At 66.3% G+C, this 14,150-nt stretch carries 13 protein-coding genes; 6 read left to right on the top strand and 7 right to left on the bottom strand.

Annotated features, from left to right (window positions below):
- Window positions 1-15: 15 nt before the first annotated feature.
- Window positions 16-1,221, bottom strand: coding sequence for a putative hexosyltransferase (locus EIZ44_RS19590; protein WP_134730298.1), 1,206 nt, complete (start codon window positions 1,219-1,221; stop codon window positions 16-18).
- Window positions 1,222-1,362: 141 nt separating this feature from the next.
- Here EIZ44_RS19590 and EIZ44_RS19585 point away from each other — a divergent pair, with 141 nt between their 5' ends.
- The 4 genes from EIZ44_RS19585 to EIZ44_RS19570 all read left to right on the top strand — a co-directional run bounded on the left by EIZ44_RS19585 (window position 1,363) and on the right by EIZ44_RS19570 (window position 5,852).
- On the top strand, window positions 1,363-3,192 hold the full coding sequence (locus EIZ44_RS19585) for an Hsp70 family protein (protein ID WP_134730296.1): 1,830 nt from the start codon (window positions 1,363-1,365) through the stop codon (window positions 3,190-3,192).
- 34 nt (window positions 3,193-3,226) lie between these two features.
- Window positions 3,227-3,421, top strand: coding sequence for a DUF3046 domain-containing protein (locus EIZ44_RS19580; protein ID WP_037809733.1), 195 nt, complete (start codon window positions 3,227-3,229; stop codon window positions 3,419-3,421).
- A 247-nt stretch (window positions 3,422-3,668) separates the two neighbouring features.
- Window positions 3,669-4,712, top strand: coding sequence for a recombinase RecA (gene recA, locus EIZ44_RS19575; protein ID WP_037809735.1), 1,044 nt, complete (start codon window positions 3,669-3,671; stop codon window positions 4,710-4,712).
- 621 nt (window positions 4,713-5,333) lie between these two features.
- Window positions 5,334-5,852, top strand: a complete 519-nt coding sequence (locus tag EIZ44_RS19570; RefSeq protein WP_037810091.1) for a regulatory protein RecX — start codon at window positions 5,334-5,336, stop codon at window positions 5,850-5,852.
- A gap of 63 nt (window positions 5,853-5,915) precedes the next feature.
- Here the strand turns inward: EIZ44_RS19570 and eda are convergent, their stop codons facing one another.
- Entirely contained in the window at window positions 5,916-6,539 is a 624-nt protein-coding gene (gene eda, locus EIZ44_RS19565; protein WP_134730294.1) for a bifunctional 4-hydroxy-2-oxoglutarate aldolase/2-dehydro-3-deoxy-phosphogluconate aldolase, read from the bottom strand.
- Window positions 6,536-8,476: a phosphogluconate dehydratase gene (edd, locus tag EIZ44_RS19560; RefSeq protein WP_134730292.1), complete on the bottom strand. Its 1,941-nt coding sequence runs from the start codon at window positions 8,474-8,476 to the stop codon at window positions 6,536-6,538. The genes eda and edd overlap by 4 nt, the downstream gene beginning before the upstream one ends.
- Before the next feature lie 288 nt (window positions 8,477-8,764).
- Between edd and EIZ44_RS19555 the strand changes: the two genes are divergently transcribed.
- The gene (locus EIZ44_RS19555; protein ID WP_134730290.1) at window positions 8,765-9,664 is read left to right on the top strand and encodes a helix-turn-helix domain-containing protein; all 900 of its coding nucleotides are present in this window, start codon (window positions 8,765-8,767) and stop codon (window positions 9,662-9,664) included.
- A gap of 806 nt (window positions 9,665-10,470) precedes the next feature.
- Here EIZ44_RS19555 and EIZ44_RS19550 read toward each other — a convergent pair.
- Genes EIZ44_RS19550 through EIZ44_RS19535 form a run of 4 tightly spaced genes read right to left on the bottom strand, consistent with a single transcriptional unit; the run spans window position 10,471 to window position 13,661 of the window.
- Complete coding sequence (locus EIZ44_RS19550) at window positions 10,471-11,802, bottom strand: nucleotidyltransferase (RefSeq protein WP_134730288.1); 1,332 nt, start codon at window positions 11,800-11,802, stop codon at window positions 10,471-10,473.
- Window positions 11,799-12,380: a hypothetical protein gene (locus EIZ44_RS19545; protein ID WP_134730286.1), complete on the bottom strand. Its 582-nt coding sequence runs from the start codon at window positions 12,378-12,380 to the stop codon at window positions 11,799-11,801. Before EIZ44_RS19545 ends, EIZ44_RS19550 begins: the two co-directional genes overlap by 4 nt.
- A gap of 56 nt (window positions 12,381-12,436) precedes the next feature.
- On the bottom strand, window positions 12,437-12,907 hold the full coding sequence (locus tag EIZ44_RS19540) for an NUDIX hydrolase (protein ID WP_134730284.1): 471 nt from the start codon (window positions 12,905-12,907) through the stop codon (window positions 12,437-12,439).
- A gap of 10 nt (window positions 12,908-12,917) precedes the next feature.
- Complete coding sequence (locus EIZ44_RS19535) at window positions 12,918-13,661, bottom strand: helix-turn-helix domain-containing protein (protein ID WP_134730282.1); 744 nt, start codon at window positions 13,659-13,661, stop codon at window positions 12,918-12,920.
- Window positions 13,662-13,730: 69 nt separating this feature from the next.
- Between EIZ44_RS19535 and EIZ44_RS45565 the strand changes: the two genes are divergently transcribed.
- A complete protein-coding gene (locus tag EIZ44_RS45565; RefSeq protein WP_240691352.1) occupies window positions 13,731-14,141 on the top strand; it encodes a hypothetical protein in 411 nt (136 codons plus the stop codon).
- Window positions 14,142-14,150 lie beyond the last annotated feature (9 nt).

The raw sequence follows: 14,150 nt of genomic DNA, 5'->3' as shown, positions 1-14,150 counted from the left end.
GGGTGACCGATCGGCTTAGATCGCGTACTTCCACACGGTCAGCGAATAAGCCGAATACCAGGCCCCGACCAGCACGAACACGGTCGCCGCGGCGATCATCGTGGACTTCTTGCGACCGGCCAGCCCCATCGCGACGGGCAGCAGGAGCGCGAAGTCGGGGAGCACGAACCTCGACTTCAGGGCAGGCAGCCCGGCACTGCAGAGGACCAGCACCAGGACACCCACCGCGTACGCGGCCAGCGGCCACGGCATCCGGCGGCCGGTGACGCAGACGACCGCGAGCGCGATCGCCGCGACCATCACCAGCACGACGAGCGTTTCCCACGCGTTGCCCGAGGTGAAAAGCGTCTGCGTGATCCACTGCCAGGCTTCGGCCCCGGCGTCGAAACGCGTGTTCCAGCCGCGCAGCTCCACGTCCTGCCAGCCGGTCACACTGCCGGTTTGCACCGCGACGAACAGCCAGTACCCGAGCAGGCCGAGCGGCGCGACGAAGACGCACACGAGCGCGTTCCACCGCTGTCTGTTCCGCCACACGTCGACGGCCGCGGCGATCACCACGACGGCGACCAGCACGCACGCGGTGGAGCGGGTGAGCCCGGCGAACAGCGTCGCGGTCGCGGCGAGATACCACCTGCGTTCGAGCACGCCGACCAGCGCCCACGCGGCGAGCGCGGTGAAAAGCGCCTCGGTCATCACCATGCTCTCGGCGATCGCCATCGGCGCGGCCCCCCACAACACCGCGAGCAGCAACCCCGCCAGCTGGCTGTGGACGAGCCGGCCGATCCGGTACATCGCCGTCGCCGCCGCGATTCCGGCGAGCGTCGACACCAGGAGGCCCGCTCCGTAGTACGTCACCCCGGGCAGCTTCTCGAACAGCCCGGTCAACGCCGGATACAACGGGAAGTAGCCGTACGACGCGTCGGGATACGGCAGCCCGGCGGCGTCGAGCGGATTGCTCACGCCGGTGTAGCTGTGCTCCGCGATCTGCAGGTACCACCAGCCGTCCCAGGCCTTCAGCCGCTCGCCGAACGGCAGGTCCCGGGGCGCGGCCATCGCCGCGAGCGCGCCGAGGCCGACCAGCCGCACCACGAGATACAGCACCGCCGCGTGCAGGTAGCCGGAGCGGCTCCATCTGCCCGCCGCGACCCGCAGCGAGTGCGCCGGACCGTCCGCTGCCCGTTCGAACTGCTCCCGGCGGGTCTTGTCCACTAGCTCTGTCATTGCCTCCCCGTCCTCGGAAGACGAGACGTTCCGTTGTTCCCCGGGGTTGCGCGCGTCGCGAGTTTCGCGGGTCCGCACGCACGGTGACCGGGCACGTGGCAGCATCTCCGCCAGCGCTGCTTGAGTCGAGGGGAAATTACTGTGCGGATCCTGTCGGTGGACCTCGGGACGTCCAACACCGTTGCCGTCCTTTCCGCGCACGGCAGGCCGCCACGCGTCGTCGAGGTCGACGGGTCGGCCAACATGCCCTCCGCGGTGTTCGCCGGGGAAGACGGCACGCTCATGGTCGGCCGGGACGCCGAACGTCGTGCGCGGCTCGACCCGACACGGTTCGAGCCCAACCCTAAACGGCGCATCGACGAGCAGACGCTGCTGCTCGGCACAGACGTCGTGCCGGTCAACGAAGCGCTCGCCGCGATCCTGCGCCGGGTGCTCGACGAGACCACGCGCCAGCTCGGCGGCGAACAGCCGGACGAGGTCCGGCTCACCCACCCCGCGCAGTGGGGTCCGGTGCGCCGCAACGTGCTGCTGAGCGCGGCGCGGCTCGCTGGCATCCGCGGAAACGTGATCCTCGTGCCGGAGCCCGTCGCGGCCGCGGCGCACTTCGCGTCGTTCCCCGAGCGCGCGTTGGCTCCAGGGCAGGCTCTCGCGGTGTACGACCTCGGCGCGGGCACGTTCGACGTCGCAGTCGTCGGCGCGAACCAGAACGGCTACACAGTGCTCGCCGAGGACGGTCTGCCCGACCTCGGCGGCCTCGACGTCGACCAGGCGCTGATGGTCCACGTAGGCCGTGAGGTGTCCCACTCGGACCCGCAGCGCTGGCAGCGGCTGCTTCGCCCCGAGTCCACTGCGGACCGGCGTACGCGACGCGCGCTGCAAGAAGACGTGAAGGCCGCGAAGGAGGCACTGTCTCGGCATCCGCAGACAGAGGTGCCGATGCCGGAGCCGTTCAAGGACGTGCTCGTCACGCGCGGAGAGCTCGAAGGCCTGGTGCGTCCGGCAATGCTGCGCAGCGTAGAGCTGCTTTCGCGGACACTGCGTTCGGCTGGGCTGACCTCGGAGCGTCTCGTCGGCATCTACCTCGTCGGCGGTTCGAGCCGGTTGCCGCTGGTCGGGTCGATGATCGCGGAGAAGCTCGGCGTCGTTCCCACGAGTCTTGACCAGCCTGAGACGGCTGTCGCCCTGGGTGCGCAGCACGTCGCCAAAGACGGACTGTCGATGCGTACGCAGAACGTCGAGGGCCAGGTGGCGTCAGGTGCGCCGTACGCGCCGCCTGCCGCGCCGCAGGGCGGCTACCCGGCGTACTCGCCGACGCAACCACAGCAGATGCCGCCGTTCCAGCCTTCGCCGGCACCGTCCAACTTCCCGACGTACACGCCCGCTAAGCCGGAGAAGAAGAGCCGCACCAAGCTGTTGATCGGTATCGCGGCAGCTGTGGTGGTCGTGCTCGCCGCGGGGTTGACCGTGTTCCTGACAACACAGGGCTCGTCAGTGAAGACGTACACCGCCGACGAGTGTCGTACGCCGGGCCAAGCCGATTCGTCCGGACTGACCGGCTGCATGCGTCAGCTCGCTGGCAAGGTCGCTGACAACGGCGGCTGTGCTCCCGGTATGGGCAACGGCCCCGCCGCGCCGGCGAAGAGCCTCGGGGCCGCGTCGACGTGCGCCGCGCCGGGACGCGCGGGCACTCAGGTGACGTACGTGCAGGGACAGTCGGCAGCGGAGCTGAAGCAGTACACCGACGGACTGCTCTCCTCCGCGGGCGGCGACCGCACCGAAGCGGACTGGAAGGGCAACGCGCTCGAAGGGCACTACGCGGCGGCGGCCGGGCAGTCGTCGGCGGTCCTCGTGTTCACCGTGAAGGACCGGCCCCTCGTCGGGTTCCTCTACCAGGTGAATTCCGGCGGGCAGGCGGCCACGCCGGGCGCACTGGCCGACTACTTCGAGCAGAACGTCCAGCCGGGGGAGTGATCCCCGCCGGAGCGGGAAAGCTAGCATTCGCCCGATGCGTATCACGGTGTTCCGACGGCTGATGGCCGACGAGTTCGGGTCCGGACGCGCCGAGATGCTCGCCAAGGACCACGTGTTCAGCGGGCTCGGCGGGCGCACGGTCGAAGAGGCGCTGAGCGCGGGAACGCCGGCCAAAGAGATCTGGCGAGCGGTCTGCGTCGAGTTCGAGGTGCCGCCGGAGCGGCGCTGACCTGCGAGTTCCGGGTCCGGACGCGGGGGAGGGCGAAAACCTCGGCGGATGGGCGTGTCGCTGTAAACCTCGAACACCTGTTCGTCTATGGTGTTGTGCACAACGGGGCCAGCGATCCACAGATCAGTCGCCGCGCCTGGAATTGTCGGTCCCTCCCCGTAGCGTCGGACCGGACAGAGCTTGGACCCCGGACAAGCTTGATCTGGACAACCGAACACACAGGCCCCAACCAGCGAGGTGGACTTCCATGCCAGCAGCACCCGACAAGGACAAGGCGCTCGAGCTCGCCCTTGCGCAGATCGACAAGCAGTACGGCAAGGGCTCGGTGATGCGCCTCGGCGAGGACAACCGCCCGCCCGTCTCCGTCATCCCCACCGGCGCGATCGCCCTCGACGTCGCGCTCGGCATCGGCGGCCTGCCGCGCGGCCGGGTCATCGAGGTCTACGGCCCGGAATCCTCCGGCAAGACCACGGTCGCCCTGCACGCGGTGGCCAACGCGCAGCGCAACGGCGGCATCGCGGCGTTCATCGACGCGGAGCACGCGCTGGACCCGGAGTACGCCAGGAAGCTCGGCGTGGACACCGACGCGCTGCTCGTCTCCCAGCCGGACACCGGCGAGCAGGCGCTGGAGATCGCGGACATGCTGATCCGCTCCGGCGCGCTCGACATCCTGGTCATCGACTCCGTGGCCGCGCTCGTGCCGCGCGCCGAGATCGAGGGCGAGATGGGCGACTCGCACGTCGGCCTCCAGGCTCGCCTGATGAGCCAGGCGCTGCGCAAGATGACCGGTGCGATGAACAACTCCGGCACCACGGCGATCTTCATCAACCAGTTGCGCGAGAAGATCGGCGTCATGTTCGGCTCGCCGGAGACCACCACGGGCGGCAAGGCGCTGAAGTTCTACGCCTCGGTCCGCCTCGATGTCCGCCGCATCGAAACGCTCAAGGACGGCGGCGAGCCGGTCGGCAACCGCACCCGCGTCAAGGTCGTCAAGAACAAGATGGCCCCGCCCTTCAAGCAGGCCGAGTTCGACATCCTCTACGGCGTGGGCGTCTCCCGCGAGGGCTCGCTCATCGACATGGGCGTCGACCAGGGCATTCTGCGCAAGTCGGGTGCCTGGTACACGTACGAGGGCGACCAGCTCGGCCAGGGCAAGGAGAACGCGCGGAAGTTCCTGCGCGACAACCCGGACATCGCCAACGAGATCGAGAAGCGCATCAAGGAGAAGCTCAACATCGGTCCGCAGGTCGATGCCGAAGCCGAGGCAGCGCCCGCGCCGGTCGACTTCTGATCCGGGGAGGGGAGGGGATCGGCAGGTTCCCTCCCCGGTGCTCGGGTCGCGCACCGATCCGCCGCTGAAACCGGGGACCAGCGCGGTTTCGCCGCGACGGGATCTTCGGGCGTGACGGTGTTCCGGATGCGCAGGTGGGCCCTTGTCCGGCGGTTCTCCGGCTGGGTGTGCGGCAGCGGCTGGGTGCGCGGCGGCTGGGTGCGGCCATCTCCGGCCGGGTGTGAGGCGGCTGGGGCGGCTATCTCCGGGCTGAGTGCGAGGTGGCGGGGCGTGACCATCTCCGGCTGGGCGCGGCCAGTGGGTCGTGCGGGGATTGCGGCCGGGATCTCTGCCGGTGCGGTGGGGATCTCCCGGGTACGGCGTGCGCGGCCGGTCTGAAGCGGTGTGCGCGTGGGCAAGCTCCGCGGGTGAGCGCTGGCCGGTGGTGACGAGCATCGGTGCGGGCTGTCGCCTGAGCCGGTGCGAGTTCCGGCGGCTGCGCTTCGGTCGGCGGAGTGGCGAACCGTGCGAAGCGCGGTGTTCGGCACCGGGAAACTGGTGTTGAGGTGGAGGTGCCGTCGTCCGAGGGCGGCACCGTGAACAAGGAGTGTGGTCGTGGCCAGGGCGCCGAAGGTCGAGCCGATGGAGTTGCCTCCGGAGGAGCGGGCGAAGAAGGCCAAGGAGATCTGCTTCGACCTCCTCGCCGCCCGGCCGAGGGCGGTCGAGGAGCTGCGACAGACGTTGCAGCGCAAGGGCTTCGACAGCGATACCGTGGAAACCTTGCTCGGCAAGCTCGACCGCGCCGGTCTCGTCAACGACGCCGAGTTCGCCGAAACCTGGGTCCGCGACCGGCACGCCAACCAAGGGCTGTCGCGTACCGCGCTCGTCGCGGAGCTGCGGCGCAAGGGCGTCGACGACGAGATCGCGACGCAAGCGGCGGAGGAAGTCGACCGGGAAGCCGAGGAACAGCGTGCCCGCGAACTGGTGCGCAAACGGCTCAGGTCGCTCGGGAACGTCGACGAGCAGACCGCGATCCGCCGGCTGCTCGGGTTCCTCGCGCGCAAGGGCTATCCGCAAGGGCTGGCGTACACGGTGATCCGCGACGAACTTCGCGAGTTCGGGGCGGAATCCAGCATGCTGGACGACGTGCCGGTCGACTGATCGCCTCGCGGCACCGAGAAACCCGCCGCCTCCGGTACGAAGACGACGGGTTTCCGGAAGGGCTCAGCGCAGCGCGGCGGCTTCGGCGGCCAGCTTCTCGACGGCGGCGAAGTCCTTGGCCGCCAACAGCTTCCCGGGCGTCAGCCACGAGCCGCCGATGCAGCCGACGTTCGGCAGCGCCAGGTACGACGGGGCCGACGACAGCGAGATCCCGCCGGTCGGGCAGAACTGCAGCTCCGGCAGCGGTCCGGCGATCGACTTCAGGAACGCCGCGCCCCCGCTGGCCTCCGCCGGGAAGAACTTCAGCGCGCTCAGCCCGCGTTCGGCCAGCCGCATCGCCTCCGACACCGTGGCCGCGCCTGGCAGGAACGGCAGTCCGGTGGCGAACGCGGCGTCCAGCACCGAATCCGTGCAGCCCGGCGTCACCAGGAACTTCGCGCCAGCGTCGGCGGCCTGCTTCGCCTGCTCCGGCGACGTCACCGTGCCGGCGCCCACGACGATGTCCGGCACCTCCGCGGCCACCCGCTCGATCGCGGTCAGCGCGACCGGCGTGCGCAGCGTCAGCTCGATCACCCCGATCCCGCCGGCGAGCAGGGCGCGGGCCGTCGGCACCGCGTCGTCGACGTCGTCGATCACCACGACGGGCATCACGGGGGACAGGGCGAGCAGGTCCGTGCCGGTGGTCACTGACCGACCTCCTGGGTCTGGAGAGCATACGAGGACTCGCCCATTGTCCCGCTTCCGAATGGCGGAACGCCCCGGGCGAGGTCCAGCTCCGGAGTGAGCGCCCCGAACACGCTCGCGCCCTGGTCAGCCGGGCCGACCGCGCGCCGCAACGCCCCGAACAGCTCCCGCCCGGTCCCGCTCCACGCGGCCTCCGACGGCGGGGCGTCCGCCAGGTCGCGGCGCGCCAGTTCGTCGTCCGCGACCAGCACGTCCAGGCTTCCGGACCGCGCGTCGAAACGGACCACGTCGCCGTCGGCGATCCGGGCGATCGGCCCGCCCACCGCGGCCTCCGGCGTCACCTGAATCGCGGCCGGCACCTTGCCCGACGCGCCCGACATCCGCCCGTCGGTGAGCAGCGCGACCCGGAAACCCCGGTCCATCAACACTCCCAACGCCGGCGTCAGACCGTGCAGCTCCGGCATGCCGTTCGCCTGTGGACCCTGCTGACGCAGCACCACGACCACGTCCCGGTCCAGTTCCCCGGCCTCGAACGCGACCCGGAACGCCTCCTGCGAAGTGAACACCCGCGCCGGTGCCTCCACGACGTGGTGCTCCGGGGCGACCGCCGACACCTTCGTGACCGCTCGGCCCAAGTTTCCTTCCACCATCCGCAGCCCGCCGTCCGGCGCGAACGGCCGCCACGCCGGACGCAGCACCTCTTCGTCGAGACTGCGCGTCGGCACGTCACGCCACACCAGTTCGCCGTCCGACAAGATCGGCTCCTGCGTGTACCGGCGCAGCCCGGGACCCGCGACGGTGAGCACGTCCTCGTGCAGCAGGCCCGCGTCGAGCAGCGTGCCGACGAGGAACTGGATGCCGCCCGCGGCGTGGAAGTGGTTGATGTCCGCGCTGCCGTTCGGATACACGCGCGCCAGCAGCGGCACGACCGCGGACAGGTCCGAGAAATCGTCCCAGCTCAGCTGAATCCCGGCCGCCGCGGCGATCGCCACCAAGTGCATCGTGTGGTTCGTCGACCCGCCGGTGGCCAGCAGCGCCACGATGCCGTTCACGAACGCTTTTTCGTCCAGCACCTGCGAAATCGGCGTGTACGCCTCGCCTCGGGACAGTTCGACGACGCGTCGGCCGGCCTCTTCGGTGAGCGCCTGGCGCAACGGCGTGTTCGGCGGCACGAAGCTGGCCCCCGGAAGGTGCAGGCCCATCACCTCGACGACCATCTGGTTCGAGTTGGCGGTGCCGTAGAACGTGCAGGTGCCGGCTGAGTGATACGACGCGGCTTCCGCGTCGAGCAGGTCTTCCCGCGTCGCGAGCCCCTCCGCGTACAGCTGCCGCACCCGGGCTTTTTCCTTGTTGGGCAAGCCCGAATTCATCGGACCGGCAGGCACGAGCACCGCGGGCAGATGCCCGAACGACAGCGCGCCGATCAACAGCCCCGGGACAATCTTGTCGCACACGCCCAGCAGCAACGCCGCGTCGAACATGTCGTGGGACAGCGCGATCGCCGTCGCCATCGCGATCACTTCGCGGCTGAACAGCGACAGCTCCATGCCCGGACGGCCCTGCGTGATGCCGTCGCACATCGCGGGCACCCCGCCGGCGAACTGCGCGACACCACCGGTTTCGCGGACCGATTTCTTCAGCCACGCCGGGTATTCCTGCATCGGCTGGTGGGCGGAGAGCATGTCGTTGTAGGAGGACACGATGGCCACGCCGGGCGCGCGCAGCTGGCGCAACGCCTGCTTGTCGACGCCGTCCATAGCGGCGAATCCGTGTGCGAGGTTGCTGCAAGCGAGGCCGCGGCGGACCGGCCCCTCCTCGAAAGCGGCCGCGCTGCGGGCGAGGTAGGCCGCCCGCGTGTCCGCACTGCGCTCGGCGATCCGGTCGGTGACGTCGGCAAGCACGCGGTGCACCGCGGCGGTCGGGTTCGGGCTGCTGCTCATCTCAAGCTCCCGGCTCGTGACGGGTTCGCGAGACGGCGGCGCTGGCGTCGCGGGAACGTGACGGTGCACACGGTAACCCGAGAACCCTCCGGAAACAAAATCGATTCAGAAACCCCCTGTGGGGTCGCCGGGAGCGATGGGCGGGGTGCCCCGCTGTCGGCAGGTTCGCTGGCTACTGCCGCTGAGCTGGAGATATGCCGCAGCGGAAGGCGGTGTCTGCGGCTGATGACGATCGATAGGTGTCATCAGCGCGAAACAGGCACTATCCGCGGCTGGAGGTGACGGTGGATGCGAGATTCGGAGATGCCCGGCCCGAGCGAGCGCGCTTTGGGCATGGCGTTGCGAAACGCCCGGCTCGAGGCGTGCTTCGGTTTGCGCGAGCTGGGGCGGTGGGTCGGGGTGGAGCCGGACCAGCTGTCGAGCTGGGAGCTGGGCCAGGAAGTTCCGACACTGGAGGACGTGGCCGGGGTACTGGGCGCGCTCGGAGTGGTCGGCGAGAAGAAGTCGCGGATCATGGAACTGGCGCGCGAGGTCGCCGGGGCGAGCTGGATCATGTACGGGTCGCAGGCGGACACGGCGCACTACACGATGGTCGCCGGGCACGAGCGGAACGCCGAGTCGATGACCGTGTGGGCTCCGCTGCAGATCCCGGAGCTGCTGCAAATCCCCGATTACGCGCGGCTGGTGTTCGGCCCGGCCTTGTGGGACAACGAAATCCTGGAACACGTCGTCGAGAATCGCCTGAGCCGCAAAGCGATTCTGTTCGAAGCGGGGCCCGCCGATGCGCAGATTTTCGTCGGGACCGAGGCGCTGCGGCAGCACTTCGGAGATGCCGAGGTGATGCTGCGACAGGTGCGGTACCTCATCGAGATTTCGCCGACTGTGAAGATCCGGCTCGTCTCGAGCGAGGCCGTGACGGAGGGCGCGTTCAGCTGGTACCGGCTGTGGGACGCGACGGAAGTCGTGTACTGCCCGCACCAACACGCGGGTGTCTTCCTGTCCGGTCGGGAGGCCGCCCCGTACGCGGACATCATCGAGCAGTTAGCCGCGTCCGCGTTGTCCCCGGAGGATTCGCTGCACCATCTGTCGGCCGCGGCTGCCGGTTTCGAGGAGGAGGTGAAGGCCCAGCGGCTCGCGAACGAGACCGGACTGACGAAGCTCCTGACGGGCGAGGATCCGGCTGAATAGCGGCTGTCGCTTGGGGTGATCGCCGGATGACTCTCTGTCCTACTGCTGGGCTTGAGCCGGGCATCTGACGTCCTGGTGCCGTCCTGGACCCCACTTTCGGCCCCTATCTGGCGATAAACCCCCAGGTCAACCGATACAACATGCCCCGCTCTGGTAAATGTGCTACTTCTGCCGACCGGGCTCGCTGACCTGCGGGTCTCTGCCCGCGTAGCTCTCTGGCCTGCATGTTTCGGGTCGATCGGGTCTGGTTGAGTCTGGTCCGGTTTGGACCTCTGACGGCCCACAGACGGCCCAAGGCCGGTCTGCCTGAGTCCTTTGTGGATGGCGCGGACCGGCCCTTAGCTGTGTCTGTCGACTGCCTACGCGGAGTGGCGGCCGCGGGAGGCGTCGGGCGGTCTGATCCGTCGTTCTCGCCCTTGCCAGCTTGAGTGCTGCGGTGCCGGGGTCAAGGGCGAGCGAAGCTCATCGCGCAGCGACGCCGAAGGCGCCCTTGATGCCGGTGGCGCGGCGTTCGATCATCGGGAGCGAGGATGACGGCCCGACGCCGGAGGTGGGTAGCTGGGCTAAGGCTGTGGCTGCCTTGTCGCGGCTCTGAGGAGCCTTCCGCGCCGCCTGCGGCGGTGTGCGCACCTGGGGCGAGTCTGCGGCGGGCTCGCCGGGCGGGCCGGCCGGAGCGCCAGCGGAGGCCCGCCCAGCCAACCGGCGAGTCTCGCCGTACGCGAGGCGACCGGTTGCGCGCCGCCGCAGGCGGCGCGCCTTGATCCCATAGAGCTAAATTCGGCAGCCACGCAATGCTATAGACCCATCTAAATGACATTGACGTAAAACAAGCCGCTCCTTGCTACGATGGTCGACCGTTTAACTATGTAGCACTCTATCCAATGGCGACCGCGGTACTTGAGTCTTTCCCAGTTCACTAAGGGGCTATCATTGTCGCTTCGATCTTCCGCCTTGAAGAAGTGTCCGCGAAAATCTTTAGCTTCTTCCGCCTCTTCTCCAGTGTTGACGACCTTCCACCATACCTTCGCATCATCGGAAGACGTTACATTTGCTTCGAATCTGATAAACCAGCCTGTCGCAAGCCCCATGTGATCATTCTGAATATTAACCGAAAGTAACGTCTTGCGGTCATTGTTGTATACATCGGCGGTTATGTTCACTTGGTAGTCACGGTTGAGGGATTCAGTCCATCCCCTATCTCGGGGTCTCTCAGAGTGGCCCTTTGCGACAGATGCGGCCCTCTTGTTGAGAGCGTCCACCTTATTGGTCATTGGGCTGTCGGGGTAAGCGGTTTTGAAAACTTCTTTCCATAGTAGCTGCGACTTGTCTGGATCAGGCTCCGCTAGTGCTCGCTCGGCGGTATCCAGCGCTGCTTCGACTTGTTTTCTAAACCTATCGCAGTTGTAGAGCGTCCATCTGGACGAAAGATTCTCGCTGGGTAGGGTTGGATTATAGATTGCAGGAATACCGGGCCGCATAAGGTACTCATGCATCGCGCGAAACGTATCCACGACTAGTTGTGCCTGATCGCTAGCCGTGGACATGCATTTGGAAACCAGGACTTGCAGTGTAATCGATTTTATCGCTGCTCGAACTTCTTGCTGCTCGTCTCGCCATCTTTTGATGATTTTGACTAGGTTCTGAAACCTTTCACCTCGCGTTTCGCACCATTCTGCAAACTCTTGCGGAGTGGTCTGAGACCAGTCGCCGCTGCGCTTCGGCGCCTCAAGATAGTTGGGATAGGTAAGCCTGACAGGTACTACGTCAACGTGGAACTTGATGGAGCCTTCGTCTGCGTATCTCAGTCTTACGCATCTTTCCTTCGGCTCTACTCGGTTGCGATATGTTCCGTTGTCTCTTAGGCGCTCGGCCATGCTGTTAAGCGCGTCGTTTGTGGTCTGATTTGAAACCCCTGTGCAGGCGACTATATCCACATCGTACTCGCCTCCAGGCCTCGGCTTAATCGCGGTCCCATTAGCGTAGGAACCTTGGAGAAATACTTCATCGTCGTCAAGTGAGAAAGTGGAGGCAAGATAGCTCTTGAGACCGGATACGGCGCTCTCGATTCGCGTAGCCTGTGTGGTTGTCAGCGTAATACGCGCGAGCATTTCCTCGAATTGATCAGGTGTCGAAGTCACTTCGGCCTCGCTAACTCTTCAAAATGTTCTCTAATGGCCAGTGCTAAGCGTGGAATGAGGAAGATAGATAGGTGTGAACGCACGTCTCGAAGATATTTCTCGTGCTCGGCATTCAGTGACGGGAAAGGGATCTCATTTACTGGCTGCACGGTTTCGTTTGGTGGTCGGGGAGGCGTGCTCCAGGCGTCCCTGATATGGGGAGCGAGAGTTGATTTGACTAGTGTTGCGAGTCGGAGGTATCGACGCCTCATTATTTCGGATTCACTGCCAATCCAGCCGGTGTGAAAAGCGATGTCCTCCTGTATGGTATGAAACCTGTCTACCAGCTCTTTGTCAAAGCCCTGTTCGCGTCTGAGCACGCGAAAGTAGAGTTCCTCCCACGCTATCGCGGCCTGAAATGCTTTTCCGTACAGTTCGCGCCGTCGGTCTCGTTTTCCGGCTAGGTATATCAATGCTGCAGATATAAAAGCAACGGAAACAGTTGCACTTGCGGTGATTAAGGGGCCTGCGACGTTGCTGGGGGCTTCATTCTGTTGCGTGACTAGTGCAACAGTCGAGAGGAGGGCCGACGTGGACATGCAAGTTCAGTCGGCGCGGCTGTGGTGAACGTTACTGGCCTAGTACTACATTTTGGTCACGTAAAGAACGGGGTTACGTTATAGCTGAGCGCGTGTTGAATACGCAAAGCGATGGACTCGTGGATGTTGAGTGACGAGATTTCGTGTACTGCAACCCACAGCACCTCTTTGCTTTCATTGCTTGTTTGTAATTTTCGGGTGATGGGCGTGGCGCGGAAGCAAATTGAAAATTCCTGGCGGACTTCGCCGTCGTCATAGGCGATGACATGGTGCGGGTTCGAGTATAGGCCGATTACTCCTGTGACCTCGCACTCGATGCCGGTCTCTTCTCGAACCTCGCGGATTGCGGCCTCGCTGAGAGTCTCTCCTAACTCTAGCTGCCCGCCCGGAATGGCATATAGGTCATTGTCGGTGCGTCGGATCATCAAGATCCGACCTTTGTCGTCCTGGATGAAGGCGGACACTGCGACGGCGATGCTGTTGGCTTTGGGAGCGTTCGGGTCGTTGTAGTAGTCGACGCGTGCCATGTGGTGCCTCCTAGATGGTGGCGGGCTTGGCGAGGTTCCAGACGGTCTCGAAGCTCTCCGAGTAGGTCTCGAAGAGGTCTCCGGCGGAGAGTCGGCGCAGGTGGAGCGACGGCGCGTGCGCGCCCTGGAACCCGTAGACGTGCGTGTTGATGATCATTTCGTCGTCGAAGCGGAAGATCGAGTTGTAGAGCGTCGTGTTGTGGAACCGCATCTCGACCCCCTCGATGCCGACAAGCGGCCGGTAGAACGCCAGCGCGTTGCGAACACGCGCGGGGAGCGTCCCGTCGCCGAGCTGTTCTTCTTCTCCGCGCAGGGCGACGCTGTCCCCGTCCGGGTCGCCGAACGCCAGGCGGATCTTCGCGCCGGCCGCGGCCTTGGCTGCGATGTCCTTGATGAACCGCGGCCGCTCGACCAGGAACAGGGCCGCGTGTACCAGGATTTCCACGGTCTCTGACGCGTCGTTGATCAGCCGGTCCCACAGCTCGACCGGGATCGCGTTCCGGTGCGGGAACACGCTCACGACCTCGGCGGCGGCCGTCTCGGCCCTGCGCTCCGGAGCGACGGAGTCCGGCCACAGGTAGGTCTCCGATTCGCGCGCCATCGCCGCGATCTTGTGCCGGTGCTTCGGATACGGGGTGCGGCCCTTGGTGATCCACCGCTCGACGGTCTTCTGGTCGACGCTGAGCGCCTTGGCCACCTGTTCCAGCGTGAGCCCGTTGCGCAGCAGTGCGTCACGCAGCCGTTCGTTCGGCATCCTGCACCCCCTTGGGACTTTTAGGGACGTCTTCGACCGTACCAGGGACGTCCCAAGATGTCCTGCCACGTGGTGATCATGTCCCGTCTTTTGGCGGAGATTGGGTGGCACGTTGCCGAGACTCGCTCGGCGGCAGAGCCCAAGGGAGGCAGACATGACGACTGCAAGCACGGCGTCGACGCTCGGCGACTGGTCGAGCGGTCCGGCTGCGCAGGTGTCGCGCAAGCACGTGGTTTAGGCGCGGGCGACATGCGCGACACGGTCCAGATCCACGTGACGGCAGACCTGCCGATCCGCGTCCGCGCGCTGACGTACGCGAACCGAGCGGAGATCCGCTTCGGCAAGGCGTTCCCCGTGGTTCTTCTCGTCGACTCCGACGCGATCGCGGTTCTGGGCAAGCAACTCGAAGAAGCAGGGATGGCGCTGGGCGCGGCGACACGAACGAACCACGGCGGCGAGGCGCCGGAAACGACTGACTGACTGACAGAG

Source organism: Amycolatopsis nivea (genome assembly GCF_004522235.1).
Lineage (GTDB): Bacteria > Actinomycetota > Actinomycetes > Mycobacteriales > Pseudonocardiaceae > Amycolatopsis > Amycolatopsis nivea.
The sequence above is the reverse complement of the archived record's forward strand: the minus strand, read 5'-3'. Positions and strand labels throughout refer to the sequence as shown.